We start from the raw sequence: 26,309 nt of genomic DNA, 5'->3' as shown, positions 1-26,309 counted from the left end.
GTTGGCACTGGCTTTGATGCCGAATTGCTGGCTACTTGCACAGCACTTTACGCCATAAATTTTGCTTTTTTCCTTTACGAACAAGCCGCCATAACAGTTTTATTCATGAGCCATTGGCTCTATATCACCTTGGCTCTTGTTCACCGCGACCCCCTTTTGGCTTTTTCCCCGGGAAATCCTGTTAAATCAATAAGATAGGGAGGCAGCTATCACATTGTGTGCGATGAAAAACGAGTCTGTGGCTTGTTAATTCAGAAGCCGACATGGCTCTTGATCATATTGTGAACCCCTTAAAAGTCAATGAGTTACAGGCAATCCTCCGGTATTCAAGAGCCACTGGCTCATGAATCCGGCCAATCTGATTATTTTTTGATCTTTTTACTTTTGTAGCCGACATAAAAAAGCCCCGCCGATAAGGGCAGGGCTTTTCAGTCGGAGACAGGGCTATCCCTTAAACCGCAATATCCTGAATCTCTGTTGCCGCAATCCGCTTGCCTTCCTCAGCAGATTTCTGGAATTCCTCGATCTGATCGAAGTTCAGGTAGCGGTAGATTTCCCCGGCCATGGCGTTGATGTTTTTCGCATAGGCCTGGTACTCGGCCGGGGTGGGCAGTTTGCCGAGGATGGCGCCCACGGAGGCGAGTTCCGCGGAGGTGAGGTAGACGTTGGCACCGTCGCCCAGGCGGTTGGGGAAGTTGCGGGTGGAGGTGGAGAGTACGGTGGACCCTGCGGCCACCCGCGCCTGGTTGCCCATGCACAGGGAGCAGCCGGGCATTTCGGTGCGGGCGCCGGCGGCGCCGTAGATGTTGTAGTAGCCTTCTTCCATCAGCTGGTGCTCGTCCATTTTGGTGGGCGGGGCGATCCACATGCGGGTAGGGATGCTGCCCTTGTGCTGGTCGAGCAGTTTGCCGGCGGCGCGGAAGTGGCCGATGTTGGTCATGCAGGAACCGAGGAAGACTTCGTCGACCTTGTCGCCGGCGACTTCGGACAGCAGGCGCGCGTCGTCCGGGTCGTTGGGGGCGCAGACAATCGGTTCTTTGATCTCGGCCAGGTCGATCTCGACAATTTCCGCGTACTCGGCGTCCTTGTCGGCTTCCATCAGTTGCGGGTTTTCCAGCCACTCTTCCATGGCGCGCGCGCGGCGCTCCAGGGTGCGGGCGGAGCCGTAACCCTCGGCGATCATCCAGCGCAGCAGGGTGATGTTGGAGCGCAGGTACTCGGCGATGGTTTCTTCAGACAGCTTGATGGTACAGCCGGCGGCGGAGCGCTCGGCGGAGGCGTCGGACAGCTCAAATGCCTGTTCGACGGTCAGGTTGTCCAGGCCCTCGATCTCGAGGATGCGGCCGGAGAAGGCGTTCTTCTTGCCTTTCTTCTCTACAGTCAGCAGGCCCTGCTTGATGCCGTAGTAGGGGATCGCATGCACCAGGTCGCGCAGAGTGATGCCGGGCTGCATTTCGCCCTTGAAGCGCACCAGTACGGATTCCGGCATATCCAGCGGCATCACGCCAGTGGCAGCGGCGAAGGCGACGAGGCCGGAGCCGGCCGGGAAGGAAATGCCCATCGGGAAGCGGGTGTGTGAGTCGCCGCCGGTGCCCACGGTGTCGGGCAGCAGCATGCGGTTCAGCCAGCTATGAATGATGCCGTCCGCCGGGCGCAGGGAGACGCCGCCGCGGTTCATAATGAAGTCCGGCAGTTTATGCTGGGTGTCGATATCCACCGGCTTGGGATAGGCGGCGGTGTGGCAGAAGGACTGCATCACCAGGTCGGTGGAGAAGCCCAGGCAGGCCAGGTCTTTCAGCTCGTCGCGGGTCATGGGGCCGGTGGTATCCTGGGAACCCACAGTAGTCATCTTCGGTTCGCAGTAGGTGCCGGGGCGGATGCCTTCGACGCCGCAGGCGCGGCCGACCATTTTTTGCGCGAGGGTGTAGCCCTTGTCGCTTTCCGCCGGTTGTTCCGGTTTGCGGAACAGGTCGGACGGCTCCAGGCCGAGGGATTCGCGGGCCTTGGTGGTGAGGCCGCGGCCGATAATCAGGTTGATGCGGCCACCGGCCTGCACTTCGTCCAGCAGTACCTGGGATTTCAGTTCGAACTCGGACAGCACTTTGCCGTCTTCGGAGAGGATCTTGCCTTCGTAGGGGCGGATCTCGATCACGTCGCCCATATTCAGGTCATCGACTGGCGCTTCGAACACCAGTGCGCCAGCGTCTTCCATGGTGTTGTAGAAGATGGGGGCCACTTTGCTGCCGATACAGATGCCGCCGGACTTCTTGTTGGGCACACCGGGCATTTCTTCGCCGAAGTACCAGAGCACGGAGTTGGTGGCGGACTTGCGCGAGGAGCCGGTGCCGACCACGTCGCCGACAAAGGCAACCGGAAGGCCCTTGGCTTTCACTTCTTCAATTTGCTTGAGTGGGCCTTTTACGCCGGGTTCTTCTGGTTCCAGGCCATCGCGCTGCATTTTGTACATGGCCAGCGCGTGCAGCGGAATGTCGGGGCGGGACCAGGCGTCGGGGGCGGGGGAGAGGTCGTCGGTGTTGGTTTCGCCGGTGACCTTGAATACGGCCACTTTGATGCTCTCGGGCACTTTGTTGCGCTTGGTGAACCACTCGCCCTCGGCCCAGGATTCGATCACCGCCTTGGCATAGGCGTTGCCCGCCTTGGCTTTCTCTTCCACATCGTGGAAGGCGTCGAACATCAGCAGGGTGCCTTTCAGCTGTTCTGCGGCCAGCTCGCCCAGGTCTTTGTCGTCGAGCAATTCCACCAGCGTGACGATGTTGTAGCCGCCCAGCATCTGGCCCAGCAGCTTGGTGGCGTGTTCGCGGTCGATCAGCGGGGACTGGGCCTCGCCCTTGACGATGGCGGACAGGAAACCGGCTTTGACGTAAGCGGCTTCGTCCACGCCCGGCGGCACGCGGTGGGTGAGCAGTTCGACCAGCTCCTGTTCCTCGCCGGCGGGGGGATTCTTCAACAGCTCTACCAGCCCGGCCACTTGTTCGGCATCTAGAGGCTTGGGTGGAATACCCTGTTCGGCGCGTTCGGCGACGTGTTTGCGATAGGCTTCAAGCACGGATAAGTCCTCTTGGTATATGGAGTGGCACCAACAGCTGGCGGATACCCCGGGCAACTGCTGAATTGGCGGGGCTCTTTGTGTTCGCGTTGTGTTCGCGGCCGCTGGAGGCGGGGGTGGCGAATTCTACAGTAAAGCCGAATTGCTGTTAAGTTTATTGAAAAATCAATAACTTACGCGAATTTCGATTATTTGTTTGGTGAATAATGGTCGTTTTATGGGCGGTGGCTTTCTTTCGGAATCCAAACAAAATAGTCTACCGGGCAAGATTATCCCCACCCGATTTCAGACTGGTTGATACCAGCGCAGACCGGCTTGATTATTCGATGTACAAAAAAGTCCGCACTCCCTGTATCGGCGTTTGTTCCACCGGCATCGGCGACGATGTGTGCCGTGGCTGCAAGCGCTTTGCTCACGAGGTGATCCACTGGAATGCCTATTCCGAGGAGCAGCGGCGGATTATCGCCGAGCGTCGCGAGGGTTACCTGGCCAATGCGGTGCGCAGCCAGTTGGAGATTGTGGATGATCGGGTGCTGCTGGCGCAGTTGCGCCATCAGCAGATCGCCTTCAATGCGGACCAGAATCCCTACTGTTGGGTGTTCGAACTGCTGCGCGCCGGCGCCAGCCAGATCGACAACCCGGCGGACTACGGCCTGCGCCCCACAGCCCAGGCCCGGGGTGTGCCGCTGACGGAGCTGCGCCGGCGTATCGACGAGGATTTTTATGCGCTATCGGGGGCCTACTACCAGCGCTATGTGGCCCCCGGGTTGCAGAAAGCCTGATTCCCGGAATTTCCCGTTGCTTACACAACAACAAATATCCTTATCTATGTAGGAGAAGCGGCCGTTGGCCGCGATGGGCGTCATTTCGTAGTTGAGGGCGGGCAACCCTGCGATCAGTGGCCTTTTTGCATCTCGTCTTCCGTCCTTGTCTGATACCAATCGCGGCCAACGGCCACTCCTACAGTGACGCGCTAGCCGGCCTCGCGCAAATACACCCGCAACGCCGCCAGAAACGGCTCGCGGGACAACGCCAAATCCCGCCGCTGCCGGCGCAGGCTCACCGCCGGCTGGTGATCCACCCGGGTAAATTCCGGCAGCTGGCTGCTTTCATCCCCCAGTACCAGAACCGGCATGGCCGCGTAGCCCACTTGGCGATAGGTTTCGCCACTTTTGTCGCGAAAAATTTCCGCCACCTGCAGATTGGGGCGGCTCTGCACCTGCACTTGGCGCAGGTCGCCGTGCTGGTTCCGGTGCAGCCCCGCCAGCAATTGCCGCTGGTACTGGATGCCCGGGTCCGCCCCCTGGGGGTCCAGCTGCACCAGTTTTCTCTCGCACCATTCCACCGATACCTTGCGGATCGACTTGCGCGCTTTGATCCAACTCAGTGCGATGGCCTGGGGCCGCTCGGGGCAGAGCAGCACCTGGCGGTAGCACTGGCGCAGATGGGCGCGGGGGTGGCCGGCGGTTGAGAGCAGGTCGCGCAACTGGCGGTCCCGTTCCGGGGCGGGGCGTTCAGCCAGTGCGGCCTTGAATTCAGCCACGGCTTTGAAGAAGGCGTCTTTGTCCATATTCAGCTGTTGCGCGAGTTCGATAACCGGCGCGGGCACGCAGAGCAGGCCGGGAATCTGCAGGGTGGCGCGGGCGTCGCCGGGAGTGCCCGCGGAATCGCAGTAGTCCAGTTGGGCGTAGAGGGCGCCAGCGAGGGCGAAGGGTTTTTCGAAAGTACCGCCCAGCAGTTCGGCGGCATTGCGGGCGAAAACCGGCTGTAACAGGTAGTGCTGCCAGGGCCTGGGTGAATCCTGCAACTGTTCCAACGCGTTGCGGAGTTCGTCGGCGCTGGCATGCAGTTTGTCGAGCAATGGCGGAATGCGCCGAGCCAGCTTTTGCTGTTCGCCCATCTGGAAATCTCCCATGTACTTCCTGCAATATTAAACCACTTAATAAACCGTTATCAATTTGGAATTTAATCAGGGTCAGGTTTCGGAGTACAACCAGAAGTCATCAGGGTAGGGGATTAGTAGGGTGGATAAGCGCAGCAGGCCGATTAGTGCCGGTGCCCCGATCTTCCTACCATTCTCCATATGAACCGAAGCGAATTTCGAGAGGGACTGCTGCGGGTGATGGAGCGCAAGGTGCATTGGGCCTGTCCGGCGTTTGCCGGTGGGCTGGTGTTGAAGGAGCGGTTGCATATCCATCTGGAGCAGGAGTACGCGGTCTATGTGCGCGATCTTCCGGTAATGATCGGCCGCGCCTATGTGCAGTGTCCGGTGGCCAAGGTGCGACAGGAACTGGCGGAAGATCTCTACGAGGAGGAGACCGGCGGCCTGAGCGGCGGCAGGCCGCATCCGGAGCTGTTCCTGCAGTATCCCCGCGGCCTGGGAATGAACCTGGATCGCTTCAGGCGGGTGAAGCTGCTGCCGAAGGCGGCGGAGTTTCGCGCGCTGCTGGATGAGGCCGTCAGCGGTCACGGCTGGGAGGTGGCGGCGGCGGTGACCACAATTTTTATCCAGGGCACCCAGTACGAGCGCGGTGAACTGGAGCCCGGTGCGCCCCGGCGCCCGCAACTGCCGCTGTCCCAGCACCCGCTGGTGAAACACTACGGGCTGCCGATCGAGAACCTGGTCCTGGCGCGGGTGCACCGCCAAGTGGAGCGGGGCCACCGCAAGGTCGCCTGGCACCTGATGCTGGATTTTGTGGAGGAGGGCGCCCGCCCGCGGGTGCTGCAGTGGATGGGGAAGGTATTGCACGGCTGGCAGGCCTATCGCGATGAAGTGGCCGAAGCCTGTGGCTTGGTGAAGTCCGACGGCGGCGCTGCAAATCCGCGGGCGTCGTCGTTATAATCCCGCGCTCGAATCAGACAACTGCTAGTGTCCTGTATGGTACTAAATAGTGATACCAGAGCCCCCCAGGTTGTTCACAGTTAGGCGCAGCTCGCAGGGAATGGTCATTCCATTTTCAAGAGCTGCAACACGGCTGTGGGCCCTCTCGATTGGTGAAGAGGGGGAGCTCCCTTCGGGCGGGCCGCTAAGCAGCCATCTGCGGCGTTGCACTTGCTTGACGTAGAATGACTACGCCGGCGCAAGTGCGCCTTGCATCTGGCCGCTTAGCGGCCCGCTGGTATCACTATTTAGTACCATACAGGACACAGTACCGCCCATGAACGCTCCGGTCCCCGATCTCTCCGCCATTCACGATTTTCTGTTGTGCCCCACGCCGGATGCCTGGGTGCGGGCCGCGCTGGAGTCGCCGGAATTGATGCTGGTGGACCACGCCAACTGCGAGAAAAAGGCGGCGGGAACGGCGTTGAACCTGATGTTCCGCTACCTCGACAACTTCGACCTGCTCAGCAAGATGTCGCGCCTGGCTCGCGAGGAACTGCGCCACTTCGAGCAGGTGCTGGCAATTATGAAAAAGCGCGGCATCGCCTATCCCCATATCAGCGCCTCCCGCTACGCCGCCGGCCTGCGCGAGCAGGTGCGCAGCGCGGAGCCGGGGCGGCTGGTGGATACGCTGATCTGCGGCGCGATTATCGAGGCCCGCTCCTGCGAACGCTTTGCGCGCATCGCGCCGCATCTGGACGAGGAGCTGCAGAAGTTCTACCTGTCGCTGCTGAAATCCGAGGCGCGACATTTTCGCGATTACCTGGCCCTGGCGAAGAAGGCCAGCGAGGAGGATATAGAGCCCCGGGTGCGGCAGTTGCTGGAGGTGGAGCGGCAATTGGTCGAGGGGGCGGACGGCCAGTTCCGCTTCCACAGCGGCGTGCCCGCCGGGGCCTAGTTTCAATACAGTTGGGTTAAGACTTGGCACCCTGTAGGAGCCTGCTTGCGGGCGAAAAGACCAGTGCTCCGTAGCTGTTCGCTTGCAAGCAAGCTCCTATAAAAAGTGGTCTGACTCAACGGTATGTGGCCTAACTGCGCTCGATTTTCTCCAGCAGATTGACGAATTCCTCAAGCTCCGCCGCGTTGGCGTAATCGACCGTATATTTGTTGTGAAAGAAAATGGTCAGCTGCACCTTTGATGAACTGATAAAAACCGTATAGCCGTCGAAATCGGTACTTGCGGTCAGGCCGCTGTAGTGCCAGCCGTCTCCCTCTTTCACGCCTTTTCTGGTGATCTTGTCAAACACGCGCAATGCCTGTTTGACGTCGATTTTGTGCTCTTGGTCCACGTCTTCGCCCGTTGTCGGAAGTAGCTGATACCACGCTATAGTATCTATTCGATACCGGCAATCCCACACAAGGAGCAGACCATGGGTGAGAGCATTTCCAGCGAGTCCCTGAAGCAGCTCTTTACCGAGGCGCGCACCCACAGCCACTGGCTCGACAAGCCGGTGAGCGATGAGACGCTCCGGCAGCTGTACGACCTGATGAAAATGGGGCCCACCAGTGCCAACTGCTGCCCGGTGCGGGTCTTGTTTCTACGCAGCAAGGAGGCCAAGGAGCGCCTCAAGCCGGCGCTGAATGAGGGCAACGTGGATAAGACCATGGCCGCGCCGGTAACCGCGATCATCGCTCACGATATGAAGTTTTACGACTACCTGCCGAAACTGTTCCCCCACGCGCCGGCGCGGGACTGGTTCGTGGACAACTCCGAACTGGCGGCCGCCACGGCGTTCCGCAACGCCTCCCTGCAGGGCGGTTACTTCATTCTCGCCGCGCGCGCGGTGGGACTGGATTGCGGACCCATGTCCGGTTTCGACAACACCGCGGTGGACAAGGAATTCTTCAGCGAACCCTGCGAGGACAGGGCATTCCAGCAGGAGCACTCCCCGGACAGCCATATCAAATCGAATTTCCTGTGCAACCTGGGCTACGGCGATCCGGTAATGTTGCACCCGCGCAGCCCGCGGTTCGATTTCGACGACGTCTGCAAAGTCATCTGACAAATCGCAGGGGCGAACGCAATTTCGTCGTTTCGGCGCCGGTATGACGAGTCGATGAGAAGTTGATTTGAAGCAGAGTATCCACATCAAAAATGCGGTTTTGCCACCATCAGAAAAACAATGGCAATCATCAGCGGAAATGCAGCGGCGCCGAGTGCGCACCAGAGTTTCATCACCCGGTGGACTTCGAGGTCACTGGACTTTTGGGCGTGTATTCTCAGGCGATATTGCAAAACCATCACCGGCAACCACAGCAGGAAAACCAGCACTGTCAGGGTCATGGCGACTTTTAGCCAGGATTGCTGCAACCAGGCGGGGTAGATGGACAGCATTCCGGCGGCGCTGCCGAGCAGCATAACGATAGCGCTGGTGGTAAATACCCAGTCTGCGGTCACCGTTTCGCGGCTGATCCAGCGGAATACCTGCCGGTCTCCGGAAAGCCAGCCGCGCAGCGTATACCAGGCGATACCGACGCCGGTGCCGAGCACGACAATGGCGCTGATGACATGCAGGGTTTTCAGCAGCAGGTAGATGGACATGGGGCACCGCGGTGAATTTCGCACTCAAATTACCACAATTGCCCGGGGCAACATCAACGTCCGCGCCGAACCTTCGCCCACTCACGGACTGTCGACCGTGACCACGTCACCCAGCCGCCGGCGTATGATCTCCCGTGTATGGGCCGCGAGCTCCCGGTAGAACCGCCGTCCCGGCGCGCTGGCGCGCCACACCAGCCCGTGTTGGCGGAGAATGGGCTTGGCCTTGAGTTCGCTCACATGGAGCGCTTCGGGATTATGCATTTCGGAGTGCACGTAGAGCCCGGGCAGGAAAGCCACCCCGAGCCCCATCACCACCATTTGCCGCAGGGTGTCCAGGCTGGTGCCCTCGTAGTCCCGCTGCAGCTGCGCTCCCAGGTCCTCGCAGATTTCCTGTACCTGGTGGTGGAAGTGGTGCTGCTCCTCCAGCGTGAGCACCTTCTCCCCGCGCAGTTGCGAGGGCATAACCTGGGGTTTCCCCGCGAGGCGGTGGTCCGCCGGAACCACAAATTTGAGGGGTTCGGTAAACAGCGGCTCCACCGCCAACCCCTCCACGTCCACCGGCAGCGGCACGATCGCCAGGTCGTATGCGCCCTCCACCAGGCCCCGCTGGAGCAGTCGCGGAGGACCCTCCCGTACGTAGAGTTTCAGCGCGTGGTAGCGGGCGTGTAGCTCGGGCAGAACGTTGGGCAGCAGGTAGGGGCCGACGGTGGGTGGCACGCCCAGTTTGTAAGTGGTCTGGTACCCCTGGGCGAGCACCTGGGCGTTTTCCCTGAATTCCCGCATTGCGAGCAGCATCTGGCGCGCCTGATCCAGCAGCTCGCGGCCCTCCGGCGTGAGTAGGGTGCCGGCGCGGGAGCGCTCAAACAGGGAGAGGCCGAGCGCGCTTTCCAGCGCTGCAATCTGGGTGGTCAGAGCCGGTTGGCTGACCCCTAGTTCCTCCGCTGCGCGGCGATAGCTGGACTGCCCGGCGATGGCTGTAAAGTACTCCAACTGCTTGATCGTCGGCGCCTGTCGATTGGAAGCCACGGGATCCTCCGGCGGTTATATGATAATAAAAAGTTATCATTAAATGGTATTTCATCCTATTGAGCTATCAATAAATAATGATTGCCACAATTGTTCGGTAGGTTCGCAAAAGGAGTTTCCATGGAGCACGTGATATCCGGGGTGGCCAAGTTTCAGAAAGAGGTCTATCCGGCGAAGAAAGAGCGATTTGCCAAACTGGCAAACGGCCAGAATCCGGAGGTGCTGTTTATCACCTGTGCGGATTCCCGTATCGATCCCAACCTGGTGACCCAGACGGAGCCGGGGGAGCTGTTTATCTGCCGCAATGCCGGCAACGTGGTGCCGCCCCACAGCAGCCAGACCGGCGGCATGACGGCGTCCATCGAGTTTGCGGTGGCCGCCCTCGGCGTCTCCCATATCGTGGTCTGCGGCCACACCGATTGCGGTGCGATGAAGGGCGCCATCGAGCCGGAAAAGCTGGAGGGCCTGCCCCATGTGAAGGAATGGCTGGGCCACTGCCGCTCCGCCACCGAGGTGGTGCGCGGGCGGCGGGGCGGCCTGAGCAAAGATCACCTGGAGGAGGTGACCTGCGAGAACGTGGTACAGCAATTGCAGCACTTGCGCACACACCCTGCGGTTGCCACCGGCCTGGCCAACGGCCGCATCGAGCTGCACGGCTGGCTGTACAACATCGCCAGCGGAGAAGTGCTCTATTACCACGGGCAGTCCGGTGGCTTCAAACCCATGGACGAGGAATATCGGGCCGCATTCGGGGCCCGTTCAATGGAGGCAGTCGAGGAGTAAGGCTGAGATGAAGTTCGATCTATCTACGTTGCGGGGCGACATCACCGGCGGCGTCACCGCCGGTGTGGTGGCGCTGCCCCTGGCCCTGGCGCTGGGGGTGGCCTCGGGGCTCGGCCCCATGGCCGGTATCTACGGCGCCATCGCGGTCGGCTTTTTTGCCGCCCTGTTCGGCGGTACCGGTCCGCAGATCTCCGGCCCCACCGGGCCCATGGTGGTGGTTCTGGCCGGTCTCTTTGCCAGCCTCTCCGGCGACGCTGCGCTGATTTTCACCGCGGTGATTCTCGCGGGCCTTATCCAGGTGGCATTCGGCCTGTTTGGCCTCGGCCACTACATTCGGCTGGTGCCTTACCCGGTGATCTCGGGCTTTATGACCGGTATTGGCGTCATCATCATTATCCTGCAGCTCAACCCGCTGCTGGGTCACGACTCACCCAGCGGGACCCTCGGGGCCCTCGGTTTCCTGCCCACAGCGCTGTCGGACGTCCATCTGGTAAACCTGCTCCTCGGCCTGGGCACCCTGGCGATGGTGTACAGCTGGCCCGCCCGTTTCGGCCGCTACCTGCCGGCGCCGCTGGCGGCCCTGATCGCCGGTACCCTGGTGGCTTACTTCGCGTTTGAGGTGCCCGTGCTCGGTAATATTCCGACCGGCCTGCCGGAGCTGCACCTGCCGGTATTCAATGGCGACAAGGTGTTCCTGGTGGTGGAAGCGGCGGTCATTCTCGCGGTGCTCGGTTCTCTCGACAGCCTGCTCACGTCACTGGTTGCCGACAACATGACCCGCGAGCGGCACCACAGCAACCGGGAACTGATCGGGCAGGGGCTCGGCAATACCGCGGCCGGTCTGGTCGGCGGTATCGCCGGGGCCGGCGCCACCATGCGTACCGTGGTCAACATCCGCTCCGGTGGGTGCAGCCGCCTGTCGGGGATGATTCATGCCCTGGTGCTGTTGGCGGTGGCTCTGGGCCTGGGCCCGCTCGCGGCGAATATCCCGATGGCGGTGCTGGCAGGCATCCTGGTGAAAGTCGGCCTGGATATCATCGACTGGAGTTACCTGAAGCGCGCCCACCAGGGCCCGCGATGGGACTTGATCCTGATGGCACTGGTACTGGTGCTGACCATTTTCGTGGACCTGATCACCGCGGTGGCCGCCGGTGTGGTGCTGGCTGCCCTGGCGTTCGTGAAGCAGATGGCCCAGTTGCAGATTGCCGGCCTGCGTCACCTGCCGGAGCATCTGGACTCCCCGGAGGACAAGGCTATTCTCGAGTGCAATCGCGAGGCCATTGCGCTGTTCGAGTTCAGCGGCCCCCTGAGCTTCGGTGCCGCCGCCGATCTCGGTCACCACGTGCGCGAGCACAGCGAGCCGGGCTCCCGGATTCTGATCCTGGATTTCTCCTCGGTGCCGTTCCTGGACCTGTCCGCTGCGCTGGCGGTGGAGACTATCGTCGCGGATGCCCGGAGCAGCGGCCGGCAGCTGTATCTCGCGGGCATGAATGAGGAGGTACGCTCCGTACTCGCCAACCTGAACGGGGGGCTGCCCGGGGACGGCCAGTTCCACGATCGCAGCGAGGCCCTGCGGGTGGGGGACGGAGCTCTGCGGCAGCGGGAAAGCGAGAGCGGCGGCGACTGGCTGCCGGCGGGAGCCTGAGCCGGTGCATCCGGTGGTTCGAATGGCATAAGCGCCCCTTGTAGGAGCGGGCCATGCCCGCGATCAATGTGGAATTCAACCACCGCCGATCGCGGGCATGGCCCGCTCCTACAGGTAGGTTCAAGGCTCAGCTATCCGGTTCCAGCCTTTCCACAGCAGTCACCACCGAGAAGCGGGTCAGTTCGCGCAGGATTTCGTCCAGGTTGAGCAGCTGCCAGCAGGCCTGCGCCCCCGCCCGGTTCCACTCGCCGCGCAGTATTTTCCTGGCCATCGCCGCCGCCGGTGCCGCGGGAATCCAGGGCCCGTCACCGTTCAGGCCGAGGGCCTGCCAGCGGTAACCCAACGGCTGGCCGTTCCGGTCTATGCCGCCCAGGTGGATCAGCATACCGCCGTGGCCGCTGCCGCCGGGCCAGTGCGCGGCGAGCCGGTAGCCGAGTCTCGACAGTTGCAGTTTGTTGAACGGTAGCGGCTGCCGGGCCAGCTGTGCGCACAGGACCAGGCCCAGTTGCAGTGCGCGCGGCTCGACGCCGGTGGCAAAGCGGGCATTTTTCAGGCCGGGGAGGGCGCGGGGCCAGAGTTCCAGGTCCGGCACGTCGAAGTCGCACAGCCAGCGTTCACCCACCGGGTGGGCCAGCCTGTGCCGGCGCAGGTGATTGCCGGCGTAGGTCTCGCGCCACTGGCCATCCTGCAGTTGGGGAAAGCTGTTGCCCAGGGACTCGAATCCGGCGCGCACCGTGGCCAGCCCGCGCTCGATACGGTGCGCGGGGGCGATGCTGATATCCACTGAGTCCAGTTCGGCGAACTTGTCCTGCAGTTCCTTCAATACCGCCGAACTGAGCGCCGGCAGGCTGCTGGCGCCGGAGACCAGCGGCACACCCGCGCCCTCGGCGGCGGGGGAGAGGCGCTGGAAATCGCATACGAAGCGGCGCCCGTCGGCGATATCGATATAGGGGGTGCGGGCTTCGATACAGGCCCGGGCTACGCGGTAGTCCTGATGCTGGAAGGGGCCGGCACAGTGAATCAACAGGTCCAGGTGCAGGGCCTTGAGCTGTGCGGCCAGGTTGACCGCGTCGCGCTCCAGGCGCAGGCCCTCGGCGAAATTGGGGAACTGGGAGGCGCAGAGGTCTGCCTTGAACTTGTCGTGCCCGGCTATGATCAGTTGCAGTTCGCTGTCGCTGCTGAGCAACCGGGCGATACGGGAGCCGAAGGTGCCGTAGCCGCCGAGGATCAGTACGCGTTTTTTCAGGTTCTTCACGTCAGCGGTTCTCTGATCCGTTATTTCTCCAGGGCGGGTCTCCGGCCCGATGCCTGGCTGGGCTCGGCGGTGATTCGTTCCATCCCTGGCGCTCGTCCGCGTCGCGGGCGGCTGCGGTGTCCTAATCGGCAATCATGCTATGGGCCAGTGGATCAGTTCAAGCGAATCCCCGTCGGCCTTCACGCACCAGCCCAGGTCTCCCCAGTCGCCGAGCACGATGCGCTCGGCGGCTTCGCCGTCCATGGTGATCGCGTGGCGTGCGGGCCTGTGGGTGTGGCCGTGGATCAGGGTGCGCACGCCCTGTTCGCGCATCACTCTCTCCACTTCCTCCGGGGTCACGTCCATGATGTCTTCCGCCTTGCGGCTGTTCATGGACTTGGATACCGCGCGCAACTGCGCGGCGATAGCGCGCCGCTCCTCGAGGGGCTTGGCCAGCAGCTCCCGCTGCCAGTTGGGATCGCGGGCTTGCTGGCGGAAGGTCATATATTCGCTGTCGCGGGTGCAGAGGCTGTCGCCATGCATCAGCAGGACGCTCCGCCCGGCCAGGGTGACTGCGGTGGGGTCCGGCAGCAGGATAGCGCCGGCGCGGTGGGCGAAGTCCTCGCCGATCAGGAAATCCCGGTTGCCGTGCATCAGGTACAGCTCGGCGCCGGTGCCGCTGTAGGCGCTCAACTCGGCGGCCACTTCCGCGGCCAGCGGGGCGTCGTCGTCGTCGCCAATCCACACTTCGAAGAAATCACCGAGGATATACAGGGCCCCGGCGCCGGCGGCGGGGCCGCGCAGGAAGTCGAAGAAGGCCCGGGTTACCTGCGGGCGGCTCTCGTCTAGGTGCAGATCGGAGATCAGGTAGCTGGTCACTTGTTTGCTCCCTTTGCCGGGACCGCGGAGCTGTTTGCCTTTGAGCGCTGAAGGCCCCAGCTCCGCATTGTTGAATGGCGGGCCTTTGGCCCGCTTGCGGAGCTGGAGCTCCGCGCTCCCGGGTCAGTCCTCGGTGATAGTCACACCGGTGATTTCGATGGTCTCCACCGGCACATCCTGGTGGAAGCCCTTACTGCCGGTCGGCACGCCCTTGATCTTGTTGACCACGTCCATACCCTCTACCACCTTGCCGAATACGCAGTAGCCCCAGCCCTGAGAGTCCTTGCTGCGGAAGTTGAGGAAGTCGTTGTCGTTGACGTTGATGAAAAACTGGGAGCTGGCAGAGTGCGGCTCCATGGTGCGCGCCATGGCCAGGGTGCCGGTATCGTTTTTGAGACCGTTGTCCGCCTCGTTTTCGATAGTGTCGCGGGTGGGCTTTTGCTCCATATCCGGAGTCATGCCGCCGGCCTGGACCATAAAGTTGTCGATCACCCGGTGAAAAATCGTGCCGGTGTAGAAGTCTTCGCGGCAGTACTGCAGGAAGTTGGCGGCGGTTTTCGGGGCCTTGTCGAAATCCAGTTCAACGACGATATCGCCATAGGTGGTGTGCAGGGTGATCATAAAACATCCTGTGAGTGGCTGGTTAGGTAAATTGCGGCCGGCATCATACCTTAGGACGCCGTTCCGCAAAACCGATGTTCTGAGACTCAACTGCGCTATAATCCGCCGCTTACATTGCACAGCTGTAATCGAGACATCTATGACATCCGAGAGCAAGCCGGCTCACTTTTTACAGAACATTATCCGCGAAGACCTGGCCGGGGGCCGGGTATCCGAGGTGGTCACGCGCTTTCCGCCCGAGCCCAACGGCTACCTGCATATCGGCCACGCCAAGTCCATCTGCCTGAACTTCGGCCTGGCGCAGGAATTCGGTGGCAGCTGCAACCTGCGCTTCGACGACACCAACCCCGCCAAGGAGGAGGAGGAGTACGTCGAATCCATCAAGCGGGACGTGTCCTGGCTGGGCTTTCAATGGGCCGGCGAAGCCAAATACACTTCGGACTACTTCGATCAGTTGTACGACTGGGCGCTGCACCTGATAAAGGAAGGCAAGGCCTACGTCTGCCACCTGTCGCCGGAGGAGGCCCGCGCCTACCGCGGCACCCTGACCGAGCCGGGTAAAAACAGCCCCTACCGGGACCGCTCCGTGGAGGAGAACCTGGCGCTGTTCGAGCAGATGAAGAATGGCGAGATGAAAGAGGGCGAGTGCAGCCTGCGCGCCAGGATCGATATGGCCGCGCCCAATATCAACCTGCGCGACCCGATCATCTACCGCATCAAGAAGATGGCCCATCACCAGACCGGCGACAAGTGGTGCATCTACCCCAGCTACGACTTCGCCCACGGCCAGTCGGACGCCATGGAGGGCATCAGCCACTCGATCTGCACCCTGGAGTTCGAGGACCACAGGCCGCTGTACGACTGGTTCCTGGAGAACCTGCCGGTGCCGGCACACCCGCGCCAGTATGAATTTGCGCGCCTGAACCTGAATTACACGGTGGTCTCCAAGCGCAAGCTCAAGCAATTGGTGGACGAAAAGCACGTGGACGGCTGGGACGATCCGCGCATGCCCACCCTGTCCGGCATGCGTCGCCGCGGCGTACCGCCGGCGGCGATCCGCAATTTCTGCGAGATGATCGGCGTGACCCGTTCCGACTCGGTGGTGGACCTGGGCATGCTGGAGTATGCCATCCGCGATGACCTGGACAAGAACGCCCCCCGCGCCATGTGCGTGATGGACCCGCTCAAGGTTACCCTCACCAACTATCCGGAAGGCGAGGAGGAAAACCTCAACGCCCCCGGCCACCCGGTGCGCGAGGATCTCCCGGCGCGGGTGCTGCCGTTTACCCGCACCCTCTATATCGAGCGGGAGGACTTCCGCGAAGAGGCCAACAAAAAGTACAAGCGCCTGGTACTGGGCAAGAAAGTGCGTCTGCGCAACGCCTATGTAATCCACGCGGACGAAGTGGTGAAGGATGCCAACGGCGAAATCGTCGAACTGCGCTGCTCTGTGGACCGGGATACCCTGGGCAAAGATCCGGCGGATGGCGTCAAGCCCAAGGGCGTGATTCACTGGGTCTCCGCGGAAAAAAATGTCGACTGTGAAGTGCGACTCTACGACCGCCTGTTCAGCGATCCGGCGCCGGATGCTGGGGACAAGAATTTCCTGGACTTCGTCAACCCGGACAACCTGGAAATCCTCAGCGGCTGCAAGGCTGAGATCGGCCTGGCGAATGCCGAGCCGGAACAAAGCTACCAGTTCGAACGCAATGGCTACTTCTGCCGCGACAGCAAATACGGCACTGTGGAAAAGCCGGTGTTCAACCGCACCATTGGCCTGCGGGACAGTTGGGCCAAGGAACAAGATAAGTAGCGAGGCCGGGTACTGGATGCCGGCCTGCGCCGGCATGACGAAAATTAAATATCGTCATTCCGGCGAAGGCCGGAATCCAGATTTATCGCACTCGACGCGCAGTGAATTCACAAAAAATAGTTATCGAAATCAATGCCTCTACAGCTCTACAACACCCTCTCCGGGAAAAAGGAAATCTTCAAGCCATTGCTGGAAGACCGGGTGCGCATGTACGTCTGCGGCCCCACCGTGTACAACCGCGTGCATATCGGCAACGCCCGCCCGGTGGTGGTGTTCGATACCCTCTACCGGCTGTTGAAAAACCGTTTCAGCGACGTGGTCTACGCGCGCAATATTACCGATATCGACGACAAGATCATGAAGGCCGCGCGGGACAACGGCGAGGAGATCGGTGTGCTCTCCACGCGCTTTGCCCAGGCCTATTTCGAGGATATGGCCGCGCTCAATAACCTGGAGCCGGACGTCACCCCCTACGCCACCGAACACCTGCCGGAAATGATCGCCATGATCGAGCGGCTGGTCGAGAAAGGCCACGCCTACGCGGCCGAGGGCCACGTGCTCTTCGCGGTGGAATCCATGGACGGCTACGGCAAGCTCTCCAAGCGTTCGCTGGACGACATGCTCGCCGGCGCCCGCGTCGAAGTGGCCCCCTACAAGAAATACGCCGGCGACTTCGTGCTGTGGAAACCCTCGAAAGATGACGAGCCCGGCTGGGACAGCCCCTGGGGCCGCGGCCGCCCCGGCTGGCACCTGGAGTGCTCGGCGATGATCAAGAAACACCTGGGGGACACCATCGATATTCACGGCGGCGGCCGCGATTTGACTTTCCCCCACCACGAAAACGAGCGCGCCCAGAGCTGCTGCGCCAACGGCGTGGATTTCGTGCGCTACTGGATGCACAACGGCTACGTCAATATTGAAGGCGAGAAGATGTCCAAATCCCTGGGCAACTTCCGCATGGTCAATGACCTGCTGCAGCAGTACCCGGGCGAAGTACTACGCTTCGCATTGCTCTCCGCCCACTATCGCTCGGAACTGAATTTCAGTGCCGACCTGCTGGAGCAGGCGTGGCGCAGCCTCGATTCACTCTATGGTGCTTTGCGCGAGGCGCAAAGCATAAAAGTAGACGAGTCGAACCTTGAGGGCACTGCATTTATGGCTGCACTTGAGGACGACCTGAACACGCCGGTGGCCATCGGTGAACTGCATCAGATGGCCAGGGAGCTGAACAAGTCGGAGACGGCAGGGAAGGCGCGTTGGAAAGCCTTATTGCTGGCCGCAGGCCGGCAACTGGGCGTCCTGCAACAGGACCCGGAAGCCTGGTTCAAGCAGGCCCGGGGAGCGGAGACGATTTCCGAACAGGAAATCGAGCAACTGATCGCCGAGCGCCAGCAGAGTAAACTCGACAAAAACTACGCCCGTGCAGACGAAATCCGCGAGGAGTTGAAAGCCAAGGGCGTCGTTCTGGAAGACAGCCGCGAAGGCACCAAGTGGCGGCGGGAATAGCTATTGCGCCCCCCTCTCCCTAACCCTCTCCTCAAAGGGGAGAGGGAAAAGATACATAGATGGGCAAAGCGCAGCGTGCCCATCAAGACCCGGGAAGATGGGCATGTCGCTGCGCTCCTTTGCCCATCCTACAAAAGAAGCAACAGATAGCAGAATGAAAAAACTATTTATCCTCACGACCGCCATTATCGCCGTACTAACCGTCACCGCCTGCGAACCCAAGCGCGGCTCAGAGAAGTGGTGCAACAAAATGGACGAAACCCCCAAAGGCGACTGGACCCTGACCGATGCCGGTGACTACACCAAGTACTGTGTGCTCAACCAGAAGCCCGAAGAAGAATAAGCGGAACCTGCCCTGTTGTTTTTCGCGGATGCCTACCAGCACTTCTTCCGCCCGCTCACCGGAAAATACCGCGAGCAGGTGGTGGAGTGCCTGCGCCTGCTGTACGAGCGCCTGTACACCGCCAAGGCGGACTACGGCGAATCCCTGGCGCGCGAGCAGATCCTGGAGATTTTCAGCGAAGCGCTGACCCGCGCCCCGCAACTGGATACCGACGACAATAATCCGGATTCCGAAGGGCGCTTTCGCAACCTGCGCGAGCAGGCGGTCTGGGTGCTGAACAGCCTGGTGGAATACGGCTGGCTGGAAAAGCAGGTGGACAGCGCCACGCTCAGCGCCAGCTATCCCTTCAGCCGCCGCGGCCGCCTGTTTACCCAGCCGCTGGTGGAGGTGAACAGTACCCGCGTGCGCACCCGCCACCGCAATACCCGCAACACCCTCAATGCCCTGGAAGCCTTTGCCAGCCGTGGTGAAGTGCACGACCTGATCGACGCCTGGGAGTATTCCGAGCGCATCGTCGCCGACTTCACCGATATGATCGCGGAGCTGGAAGAGCGCAAGCGCGAACTGGTGCGCGAGGTGGAGGCGCAGCTGCTGGTGCAGCAGGCCACGGATGAATTTTTTTCCTTTATGGAGAGTCGTTTCCAGCCGGACCTGGCGATCCGCCTCTCTGCCGACAGCGTGGAAAAGCACCGGGACGCCATCGGCCGGGTGATCGCGCGTATCCGTCGCAAAGACAGGGAGCGCAAGGCGCAGTGGGAGCGGCGCCTGCGCCAGCTGCTGCCGGAACTGGCGGAAGAGGGCCGCTCGCTGCTGTGGCTGATGCTGGACACCATCGAGGACCGCATGCGCCGCGCCTGCGAGGTAAAATTGCCGGCCCTGCGCCGCGCACTGCAAGGCTTTACCAAGCGCGCGGACATCATTATCCGCCAGCTCAGCTATCTGCACAGTCAGTCCGAGGGCGAGTTTGCGGATATGTGCCAGCGCCTCGGTGAGCAGCCGGAAAAAAAGGAATTGCTGGAGCGGCTCGGCGATCAACTGGGTGGATTTCAGCTGCGCCTGTTCGACCCCAGGCAGACCCAGCTGTGGCAGCGCAGCCGCCGCCAGCCGGTGAATACCCTGGTGGAGGAAGATGTGCCGCTGGCAGAGGAAAACCAGCGGGATATCCTCCTGCAGCAGTTGCTGGACCAGGCGTTCAATTTCAACGGTGGCGATCTGCGGAATTACCTGCAGACCGCCCTCGGCAGTGGCCGGCGTATTAATAGCCGCGACCTGCCGTTAAAAGACGCGCGGGATCTGCTGGCCATGAGCCACGCGCTGGAAGCGGCCGCGGTCAACCAGGATTCCGCCGCGGCGCTGCGGGTGGAGTTTACTGGGGAGACCGCGAGCAATGACTACTTTGCCCAATTCGACGAGTACTTTTTAGAGTTGAAAGAAAGTGATTGAACAGGCCTTGGAAGAAGCGTTGGCCCAGTGCCGCCTGACCCGCGGGGAATTTTCCGAGTTACTGGTGCGCCTGCTGGACTACGGAGTGATCTGCCGGGAGGAGAGCCAGGTGGAGGCGCAACTCTACGACCGCTTCCAGCGCTGCGAGCAACTCATTCGCGAGTGGCTGGCGCCGCTGGGGCTGCGCCTGCAGCACGACAGCCGCTTCCAGTTTATCCGCGTCTATCCGCCGGGTTCCGAAGTGCCGGGCCTGCCGGACCAGGAGGAACCCCATCACGGCGGCCTGCGCGCGCGCCTCAGCCAGTGGGAAGTGGCGGCGATCCTGGTGTTGCGGGTGGAGTACGACAAGGCGCTGCGGGAGGGGCAGGTGGACGACAGTGGCTGTGTAGCCCTCTCCCTCGAGGCACTGGAACTGGGCCTGCGCAACCTGCTGAAGATGTCGCTGCCGGACAAGTTGGCGGAGCGTAAAAGTCTGTTAAAGAAACTGCGCCAGCTGCGCCTGGTGCAGTTTGCCGGCGACGACGCGGAACCCCTGGCGGAAACCTGGCTGCGGGTGCGCCCGACCATCGCGCACTTTGTCACGGAATCGACGTTGCAGCAGTTGTTCGACGGCCAGCCAGCCGGAGAACCGGAAGAGCGCATAACCCCGGAGAGCGAAGACCACAGTCTCTTCGTTGCCACCGAGTCCGAATAGTGGTTGTAGGAGCCTGCTTGCAGGCGAAAGGCTACGGAGTTCCGATCTTTTCGCCTGCAAGCAGGCTCCTACAGGCACCATCCCTGCATCTGTGATGGCAAAAAAATGTTTCTAAAAAAACTGATCCTGATCAACTGGGGCAATATCCCCCAGCTGGAATACGAATTCGGCCCCATCAACCTGTTTTCCGGCGGCAACGGCTCCGGCAAGACCACCGCGGCCGACGCTATCCAGACACTGATGACCGCGGCCCACGATACCCTGTTTACCTTCAACCCGGGGCAGGATGAAACCACCCAGCGCGGCCGCGGCGGCAAGCAGGTGCGCACCCTGGCGTCCTACGTGCTGGGCTGTGACGACGGCAGCTACGCGCGGCTGCAGCCCACCGACTGCTATATCGCCGGAATTTTTTCTCCCACGGAAGGAGAGGACGGTGAACCCTTTACCTCAGTGATGGCGATCCGCGCCCACCTGGACAACAGCACCAAGCCGGCCCAGGCGCGCCAGGACGACCTGCGCTTCTTTATCTTTCCCGGCGAAGAGCTGGCCATCGGCGATTTTATCCGCGAATACAAGGACGGCAGGCATCTGCTGCCGCTGGATAAGTTCCTCTCGGTGCTGGGCAAGCAGTTTGCCAAGGTGGAGCAGTACGATAAAAAGAAAGCCTATCTGCGCCGCCTCTACGGCGCCCTGCGCGGCCGCCGCGATGCGGTGCCGGATCGCGAGGCTATGCACGCCGCGCGCACCTTCTCCAACTTCATGGCCTACAAGCCGGTCAAGAGCATCAACGATTTCGTCGCCCAGGAAGTACTGGAAAAGCGCGACCTGGGTGAGGCCATCCGCTCCGTCTCCGAATTGATGAAAACCATCCACGCCATGGAGCAGGAGGCCCGGCAGATTGTCGAGCGGGTCGGCGCACTGGAACAGATAGCCCAGTCCGCAAGCCTGTACCGCGAGCAGTGGCTGCAGCTGCGTCTGCAAGAGTATCTGCAGGCGCGCCACCGCCAGCTGCGGGTGCAGAAAACCTATCTCGCCGGCAAGAACAGCCAGCAGCAGTTGCGCGCCGATCTGGAGAACAATGGGCGTGAAACGCGCATCGTCGCCGAGCGCGCCGAACAGCTGAACCAGCAGCTGGTGGAATTGCAGGCCCAGCGCCTGGGTATCGACGCCCTGCGCAGCAAGGACGAACTGGAGCAGCGCATAGCCCGCGCGCGCCAGCAGCTCTCCGGCCAGGGTGGGCCGCTAGCAACTCAGGAGCAGCGATGGCAGCACAACCGCGACGCCGCCGGCGAGTTACTGGAACTGCTGAACAGCTCCGCAGCGGAACTGGAAATTCCGGCACGGCGCAACAAGGCATTGGTCCAGTGTGTCAAACAGGTGATCCGCGAAGAGGATCTGCCGGATCTGCACAAGCTGCTGGGCAAGGATTGGATAGACCTGGCCGCACTGGAACCCCTGCGCGAGCGGGCTGCCGGCAGCGAAGCGCTGCACAACAAACTTTGCGATCTGCTGGCCGGCACAGACGCGGGTGAAACCTCGCTGCGCGAACGGATCAGCCAGCAGGTTTCCCGCTGGGAGCTGCAGGTACAGCAGCTGCAAAAACGATTGCAGGCGCAGGAGAGCCGCATCCAGCACCTGCAGGCCAACCGCGTGCGCTATCCGCAGTCGGTGGAGCAGGCGCTGGCGGCGATCCGCGAGCAGTGCCCTCTGGCTGAGCCGCGGGTGCTGTGCGACTATGTGGAAGTATTGGACGAGCGCTGGCAGATGGCCGTTGAAGGCTATCTCGGCGGTGCGCGCTTCTCGATCATCGTAGAACCCGAGCACGAGGCCGCTGCCATCCGCATAGTCCGCAACCTGCCCGGTAGAAACAACCGCGCGCGGGTGATCCAGGGGGACAAGGCGCGCCGGGATGCGGAACGTGTGCCGCTGCCCAAAGACTCCATCGTCGAACTGATGGAGTTCAATCACAAAACCGCCGAATACTACCTGCGCGCCTCCTATGGCTCAGTATTGCAGGTGCGCGATGAGAACGAACTGCGCGGCACCCGCCGCGGCCTTACCGCGGACGGCATGGCCAGCGGCAATTACAGCATGTGGCGCTGCGATATCGACGACGCCGAGCTGGTTTTCGGCCAGGGTGCCCGCGCCCGCGCACTGGCCGCCCAGCAGCAGGCGCTGGAACAGTTACTGGCGGAAGCGGCGCAGGTGAACGAACAGCACCGGCTTTACCGCCGCGTCGCCTCCGCGGTGCGCGACCTGAACGGCCTGCAGCTGCTACCGGTGGTGGACGCGGCACTGGCGGCCCAGCGCGACTGGCGCAGTGCTGAACAGGCGCTGGAAAACCTGGACCTGAAGGACTGCGAACAGCTGGAACAGCAGGTGGAGGAACTGAAGGCCCAGCTGCAGGCGCAGCAGAAACTGCAGTCCGGCCTGCTGCTCGACGCCGGCAAGCTGGAGCGGGACCTGGAAAATACCGGCAGGCAGCTAAAGGCACTTTCCACCGAGCTGGACACACTGGACGATGCCCTGAGCGATTGCGAGTCCGCGGTGCGCCGCATCGCCCAGATCACTCCGGACTACAATGCAGAAGAAAGCCTGGAACAGGCGGACGGGCAGGCGGAGCGCGCCGGCGACAGCTTTGATTTCGGTGCGGATATCGAAGAGATGCAGGGGCGCCTGGAAAAATACTGCCGCCAATTGGACCGATCAGTAATGGAATACAATGCCAGCACCGCCGCCGGCGATACCCTGGTCTTCGAGCCGGACCTGGGCGCCGGTCATAACGAGGCGCTGTTCAAACTGGTGTGCAGCCTGCGCGACCAGGTGGAGGCGCTGCGCAACCGATTGAAAAACAATCTGCTGGTGGACCGACACGAGCAGTTGATGGGCCTGAAGAAATCCTTCAACACCACCTTCGTCACGCATTTGTGCCACGCTATCTACCAGTCGATCAACGATGGCAAGCGGGTGCTGGACGATCTGAACAGGGAGCTGGAACACCACCGCTTCGGCGCCGATCGCGAGCGCTTCCGTTTCGCCTACAGCTGGGTGCCGGAATTCAGGGAGTACTGGAATTTCTTCAAGGCGGTGATCGAACTGCCGAACCTGGGCGAGGAGGAGAGCCTGTTCGACGCGCAGTTAAACCCTGCCCAGCAGAAAGTGCGCGACAAGCTGCTCAATATGCTGCTCAGCGAAGACGAGCAGGTGGCGCGACGGGAACTGGATCGTATCAGCGACTATCGCAATTACCGCAACTACGAGATTTTCAAGGAGCCGGAGGGCAAGGAGCCGATTGCGCTGAGCCAGTACGGCACCGGCTCCGGCGGCCAGCTGGAGACCCCCGCGTACATTATCCGCTCCGCCGCGGTGACCTCGGCCTTCCGTTTCAACGAGGGCAGCAGTCATCTGCAGATGGTGCTGGTGGACGAGGCTTTCTCCAAGATGGATGAATCCCGCTCGCGGGAGGTGATCCGCTACCTGACGGAAACCCTGGGCCTGCAGTTGCTGTTCATTATGCCGAGCAGCAAGTCCGGCCCGTTTATGGACCTGATCTCCAATCAATTTGTGTTCAGCAAGTGCCCGAGCGCCAAGCCCATCGGCCAGCTCAATACCCGCGTTTATGTGGATCGCAAAATCTGCAACCGGGAGAAGATCGCCGAACTCTGGGCCAACCACCGCCGCACCATCCGCCGGCAGGCTTCGCTGGATTTTATGGAGCTGGTGGAGAATTAGTTGCGTGTGTTGTAGGTGGCCCGGGCTGCCGGACCCGACTTTGTGCCACATTGAACATTTGACCGCACTCCTTGTAGGAGCGGCCGTTGGCCGCGATCGGTGTGGCTACCGGTAAAGACCGATCGCGGCCAACGGCGGAGGGCCGCCCCGCCGCTCCTACAAGGGATGGCGAAAACAGGGAGGAGTGTATGACGAGGCAAATCCCCGAACTGGCCGCGGCCAACCCGGTGATTATGGGGCTGCTGGAATACGTGCTCGACAGGCGCGACGAGCAGATTCTCACCGGCGAGGAAAAGCCGATCGGCATGACTCTCGACCCGAGGAAGGCACCCCGTGCGCTGCGCGCCGCGCTGGCTCCCTTTACTGATCCCGTGTACGACGACGGTGAACTCTGGGACGAACTGGTGTGGCTGTCCCGCGATTACCGCTGTTTTTCTATCAAGCCTCCGGGGCGCCGGCCCGCGGGCGGCGCCGCCTGGGAGGGGGCGCGGCTCTACTTTGAAGACAGCCGCGAGTCGATGATCCGCGAGTGGCTGGACAGGTCGCGCCCGGTGCGGCTGGACCCGGAGTGGCAGGCTGCGCTGACAAAGTTTGCCGGGCGCTTCGAAGTCCCGGATGCATTTCCGCCCGGCGGCCTGGAGCTGGACCCGGGCTTCGAGGATTTCGAACAGATGCTGGCCTGCTGGGCCGACCTGGGCGAAGAACTGAACCGCGCGGAAGGCCGCCCCGCGGAAGGCCCCCCTGCGGAGGGCCGCCCCGCGGAGCGCCTTTCCTGGCGCCAGCTGTCGGCGCGCTGTTTTCTCGGCGATTCCAAATACCTGGACGGTGATGGGCGCCAGGCACTGGTTCGCGCGCTCTTCCCGAGCCATTGCGACAGGGTTCACGAGCGGCCGCTGCTGATGCACTTGTACCTGCCAGCGCAAACGGAGCGGGTGCTGCTGATAGAAAACCAGGACTCCTTCCTGATGCTGGCGGACTGCGGGCCAGAGCACACGGCACTGGTGTATATCGAGGGCTACCGCGGCGGCGCGGCGCGGGTGCGTACGCCCGGTGTGGCCCGCTTTAGCACCCTGAACAATGCGCAGCAGACAGTGCGCAGGGATTTCCTCCAGTGGTGGCAGGGGCAGGGCGCGGTGGAGCTGCCGGTGTACTTCTGGGGTGACCTGGATTACGAGGGCATGCAGATCGCCGCGGCTCTCAAGCGCAGCTTCGCCAACCTGGTTTGCTGGCGGCCGGGCTATGAGCCATTGCTGGAGAGGTTGCTCGCCGGTGACGGCCACCTGCCGCAGCAGACCAGAAAGACGGGCCAGCGGCCAATCGAGAGCACCGGCTGTGAATACGCCGACGGGAAACTGATCCCGGCGCTTCGGCAGAGCGGATGCTGCGTGGATCAGGAGGCGGTGACGCCGGAACAGCTGCTCGCTGCGGTATCGTCCGACAATGAGTGAAATATAACCCCCAGCTTTTTAGGTGAAGGGTTAATGCAGCACAGGGAGGCGTCGCCGCTGGATAATGAAGCAGGTTGCCCGGTCACCATCCGCTATTGAGATTTATGCACAAGTTCGCAGAAGATAGCCGCAGTTTATTTGGATAATGCCTGTTACTTTTAGTGGGGCGAAAGGGGACTTATCGGAGATTGTTATGCGTCAGTTTTCCATTCTGGTTGTTTTTGCCCTGGCCTTCGGCGGCGCCGCGGTACTCTACGAGCAGGAGAGCCGCAAGGTAAAAGGGGTGTTGACCCAGATTACCGAGCTGCAGGCGCAGCTGGGCGATCTGCAGGCGGAAGTTAACCGGCTCAGCGCTGAGCTGGAGGCAACAAAGTTGACCGAGCGGCGCCGCCCAGGTTTGAAGTCCATGGCCAGCCGCGTGTTGCGCGATGAAAAACCGGCCGACAAGCCGGCGGTCCAGGTGCGGGATTCCTCCGGTAAGCTGATTGCTTCCGATGTCACCAGCGCCCCGCCCGCCATTCGCGGCCGTGGAGAAGACCCGGATGAGGACGAATGGAACAGGCCGACGATGGATGCGGAGCAGTATCAACCGGAGTCTGCCGGCTCGCAGTCGGAACAGGCTGTTGCCGATCCCTATCAGTAGTTGAAGACG

At 61.8% G+C, this 26,309-nt stretch carries 23 protein-coding genes; 15 read left to right on the top strand and 8 right to left on the bottom strand.

Going from position 1 to position 26,309, the window contains the following annotated elements; genetic code table 11:
- Positions 1-198 (top strand): hypothetical protein (locus tag FHS09_RS22625; protein ID WP_221192150.1); only part of this gene is annotated, 198 nt, incomplete at its 5' end.
- Positions 199-451: 253 nt separating this feature from the next.
- Here the strand turns inward: FHS09_RS22625 and acnB are convergent.
- Positions 452-3,067, bottom strand: a complete 2,616-nt coding sequence (gene acnB, locus FHS09_RS19940) for a bifunctional aconitate hydratase 2/2-methylisocitrate dehydratase (RefSeq protein WP_183463216.1) — start codon at positions 3,065-3,067, stop codon at positions 452-454.
- A 326-nt stretch (positions 3,068-3,393) separates the two neighbouring features.
- On the opposite strand from acnB, the gene FHS09_RS19935 reads away from it, so the two are divergent.
- Entirely contained in the window at positions 3,394-3,849 is a 456-nt protein-coding gene (locus FHS09_RS19935) for a DUF1289 domain-containing protein (protein WP_183463214.1), read from the top strand.
- A 191-nt stretch (positions 3,850-4,040) separates the two neighbouring features.
- On the opposite strand, the gene FHS09_RS19930 is transcribed toward FHS09_RS19935, so the two are convergent.
- Positions 4,041-4,967, bottom strand: a complete 927-nt coding sequence (locus FHS09_RS19930) for a hypothetical protein (RefSeq protein WP_183463212.1) — start codon at positions 4,965-4,967, stop codon at positions 4,041-4,043.
- A gap of 183 nt (positions 4,968-5,150) precedes the next feature.
- On the opposite strand from FHS09_RS19930, the gene FHS09_RS19925 reads away from it, so the two are divergent.
- The gene (locus tag FHS09_RS19925; RefSeq protein ID WP_183463210.1) at positions 5,151-5,909 is read left to right on the top strand and encodes an iron-containing redox enzyme family protein; all 759 of its coding nucleotides are present in this window, start codon (positions 5,151-5,153) and stop codon (positions 5,907-5,909) included.
- Between the two features lie 316 nt (positions 5,910-6,225).
- Positions 6,226-6,846 (top strand): MiaE family protein, encoded by a 621-nt coding sequence (locus FHS09_RS19920; RefSeq protein ID WP_183463208.1) that lies wholly within the window; start codon positions 6,226-6,228, stop codon positions 6,844-6,846.
- 130 nt (positions 6,847-6,976) lie between these two features.
- On the opposite strand, the gene FHS09_RS19915 is transcribed toward FHS09_RS19920, so the two are convergent.
- Positions 6,977-7,237: a DUF3081 family protein gene (locus tag FHS09_RS19915; protein WP_183463206.1), complete on the bottom strand. Its 261-nt coding sequence runs from the start codon at positions 7,235-7,237 to the stop codon at positions 6,977-6,979.
- Positions 7,238-7,318: 81 nt separating this feature from the next.
- On the opposite strand from FHS09_RS19915, the gene FHS09_RS19910 reads away from it, so the two are divergent.
- Positions 7,319-7,951, top strand: coding sequence for a malonic semialdehyde reductase (locus FHS09_RS19910; RefSeq protein ID WP_183463204.1), 633 nt, complete (start codon positions 7,319-7,321; stop codon positions 7,949-7,951).
- Between the two features lie 86 nt (positions 7,952-8,037).
- Here the strand turns inward: FHS09_RS19910 and FHS09_RS19905 are convergent, their stop codons facing one another.
- On the bottom strand, positions 8,038-8,490 hold the full coding sequence (locus FHS09_RS19905; protein ID WP_183463202.1) for a DUF2269 domain-containing protein: 453 nt from the start codon (positions 8,488-8,490) through the stop codon (positions 8,038-8,040).
- Positions 8,491-8,571: 81 nt separating this feature from the next.
- Entirely contained in the window at positions 8,572-9,516 is a 945-nt protein-coding gene (locus FHS09_RS19900) for a LysR substrate-binding domain-containing protein (protein ID WP_183463200.1), read from the bottom strand.
- 120 nt (positions 9,517-9,636) lie between these two features.
- On the opposite strand from FHS09_RS19900, the gene FHS09_RS19895 reads away from it, so the two are divergent.
- A complete protein-coding gene (locus FHS09_RS19895; protein ID WP_183463198.1) occupies positions 9,637-10,299 on the top strand; it encodes a carbonic anhydrase in 663 nt (220 codons plus the stop codon).
- 7 nt (positions 10,300-10,306) lie between these two features.
- Positions 10,307-11,944 (top strand): SulP family inorganic anion transporter, encoded by a 1,638-nt coding sequence (locus tag FHS09_RS19890; RefSeq protein ID WP_183463196.1) that lies wholly within the window; start codon positions 10,307-10,309, stop codon positions 11,942-11,944.
- 127 nt (positions 11,945-12,071) lie between these two features.
- On the opposite strand, the gene FHS09_RS19885 is transcribed toward FHS09_RS19890, so the two are convergent.
- The 3 genes from FHS09_RS19885 to FHS09_RS19875 form a co-directional block, all read right to left on the bottom strand.
- Positions 12,072-13,199: a saccharopine dehydrogenase NADP-binding domain-containing protein gene (locus FHS09_RS19885; RefSeq protein WP_183463194.1), complete on the bottom strand. Its 1,128-nt coding sequence runs from the start codon at positions 13,197-13,199 to the stop codon at positions 12,072-12,074.
- Between the two features lie 132 nt (positions 13,200-13,331).
- On the bottom strand, positions 13,332-14,057 hold the full coding sequence (locus FHS09_RS19880) for a UDP-2,3-diacylglucosamine diphosphatase (RefSeq protein WP_183463192.1): 726 nt from the start codon (positions 14,055-14,057) through the stop codon (positions 13,332-13,334).
- A gap of 123 nt (positions 14,058-14,180) precedes the next feature.
- On the bottom strand, positions 14,181-14,678 hold the full coding sequence (locus FHS09_RS19875; protein WP_183463190.1) for a peptidylprolyl isomerase: 498 nt from the start codon (positions 14,676-14,678) through the stop codon (positions 14,181-14,183).
- A gap of 139 nt (positions 14,679-14,817) precedes the next feature.
- Between FHS09_RS19875 and FHS09_RS19870 the strand changes: the two genes are divergently transcribed.
- The 8 genes from FHS09_RS19870 (at position 14,818) to FHS09_RS19835 (ending at position 26,300) form a co-directional block, all read left to right on the top strand.
- Positions 14,818-16,491: a glutamine--tRNA ligase/YqeY domain fusion protein gene (locus FHS09_RS19870; RefSeq protein ID WP_183463188.1), complete on the top strand. Its 1,674-nt coding sequence runs from the start codon at positions 14,818-14,820 to the stop codon at positions 16,489-16,491.
- 132 nt (positions 16,492-16,623) lie between these two features.
- A complete protein-coding gene (cysS, locus tag FHS09_RS19865; RefSeq protein ID WP_183463186.1) occupies positions 16,624-17,997 on the top strand; it encodes a cysteine--tRNA ligase in 1,374 nt (457 codons plus the stop codon).
- A gap of 154 nt (positions 17,998-18,151) precedes the next feature.
- Positions 18,152-18,340 (top strand): DUF3012 domain-containing protein, encoded by a 189-nt coding sequence (locus tag FHS09_RS19860; protein WP_183463184.1) that lies wholly within the window; start codon positions 18,152-18,154, stop codon positions 18,338-18,340.
- Between the two features lie 15 nt (positions 18,341-18,355).
- Complete coding sequence (locus FHS09_RS19855; RefSeq protein WP_183463182.1) at positions 18,356-19,783, top strand: Wadjet anti-phage system protein JetA family protein; 1,428 nt, start codon at positions 18,356-18,358, stop codon at positions 19,781-19,783.
- Positions 19,776-20,477, top strand: coding sequence for a DUF4194 domain-containing protein (locus FHS09_RS19850; protein WP_183463180.1), 702 nt, complete (start codon positions 19,776-19,778; stop codon positions 20,475-20,477). Before FHS09_RS19855 ends, FHS09_RS19850 begins: the two co-directional genes overlap by 8 nt.
- A 105-nt stretch (positions 20,478-20,582) precedes the next feature.
- The gene (locus FHS09_RS19845; RefSeq protein ID WP_183463178.1) at positions 20,583-24,209 is read left to right on the top strand and encodes an ATP-binding protein; all 3,627 of its coding nucleotides are present in this window, start codon (positions 20,583-20,585) and stop codon (positions 24,207-24,209) included.
- Between the two features lie 188 nt (positions 24,210-24,397).
- Positions 24,398-25,657 carry a Wadjet anti-phage system protein JetD domain-containing protein gene (locus tag FHS09_RS19840; protein WP_183463176.1) on the top strand — a complete coding sequence of 420 codons (1,260 nt, stop codon included), beginning with the start codon at positions 24,398-24,400 and terminating at the stop codon, positions 25,655-25,657.
- Between the two features lie 193 nt (positions 25,658-25,850).
- Positions 25,851-26,300, top strand: a complete 450-nt coding sequence (locus FHS09_RS19835) for a hypothetical protein (protein ID WP_183463174.1) — start codon at positions 25,851-25,853, stop codon at positions 26,298-26,300.
- The last annotated feature ends 9 nt before the right edge of the window (positions 26,301-26,309 follow it).

The organism is Microbulbifer rhizosphaerae (genome assembly GCF_014191725.1).
GTDB classification, from domain to species: Bacteria; Pseudomonadota; Gammaproteobacteria; order Pseudomonadales; family Cellvibrionaceae; genus Microbulbifer; species Microbulbifer rhizosphaerae.
This window is presented reverse-complemented; position numbering and strand designations above follow the sequence as displayed.

Excerpts from the sequence above, each read along its gene's own strand:
- FHS09_RS19920 (WP_183463208.1), top strand. The coding sequence starts at position 6,226 with ATGAACGCTCCGGTCCCCGATCTCTCCGCCATTCACGATTTTCTGTTG.
- FHS09_RS19930 (WP_183463212.1), bottom strand. The coding sequence starts at position 4,967 with ATGGGCGAACAGCAAAAGCTGGCTCGGCGCATTCCGCCATTGCTCGAC.
- FHS09_RS19895 (WP_183463198.1), top strand. The coding sequence starts at position 9,637 with ATGGAGCACGTGATATCCGGGGTGGCCAAGTTTCAGAAAGAGGTCTAT.
- FHS09_RS19840 (WP_183463176.1), top strand. The coding sequence starts at position 24,398 with ATGACGAGGCAAATCCCCGAACTGGCCGCGGCCAACCCGGTGATTATG.
- cysS (WP_183463186.1), top strand. The coding sequence starts at position 16,624 with ATGCCTCTACAGCTCTACAACACCCTCTCCGGGAAAAAGGAAATCTTC.
- FHS09_RS19875 (WP_183463190.1), bottom strand. The coding sequence starts at position 14,678 with ATGATCACCCTGCACACCACCTATGGCGATATCGTCGTTGAACTGGAT.
- FHS09_RS19905 (WP_183463202.1), bottom strand. The coding sequence starts at position 8,490 with ATGTCCATCTACCTGCTGCTGAAAACCCTGCATGTCATCAGCGCCATT.
- FHS09_RS19890 (WP_183463196.1), top strand. The coding sequence starts at position 10,307 with ATGAAGTTCGATCTATCTACGTTGCGGGGCGACATCACCGGCGGCGTC.
- FHS09_RS19845 (WP_183463178.1), top strand. The coding sequence starts at position 20,583 with ATGTTTCTAAAAAAACTGATCCTGATCAACTGGGGCAATATCCCCCAG.
- FHS09_RS19870 (WP_183463188.1), top strand. The coding sequence starts at position 14,818 with ATGACATCCGAGAGCAAGCCGGCTCACTTTTTACAGAACATTATCCGC.
- FHS09_RS19925 (WP_183463210.1), top strand. The coding sequence starts at position 5,151 with ATGAACCGAAGCGAATTTCGAGAGGGACTGCTGCGGGTGATGGAGCGC.
- FHS09_RS19910 (WP_183463204.1), top strand. The coding sequence starts at position 7,319 with ATGGGTGAGAGCATTTCCAGCGAGTCCCTGAAGCAGCTCTTTACCGAG.
- FHS09_RS19935 (WP_183463214.1), top strand. The coding sequence starts at position 3,394 with ATGTACAAAAAAGTCCGCACTCCCTGTATCGGCGTTTGTTCCACCGGC.
- FHS09_RS19835 (WP_183463174.1), top strand. The coding sequence starts at position 25,851 with ATGCGTCAGTTTTCCATTCTGGTTGTTTTTGCCCTGGCCTTCGGCGGC.
- FHS09_RS19860 (WP_183463184.1), top strand. The coding sequence starts at position 18,152 with ATGAAAAAACTATTTATCCTCACGACCGCCATTATCGCCGTACTAACC.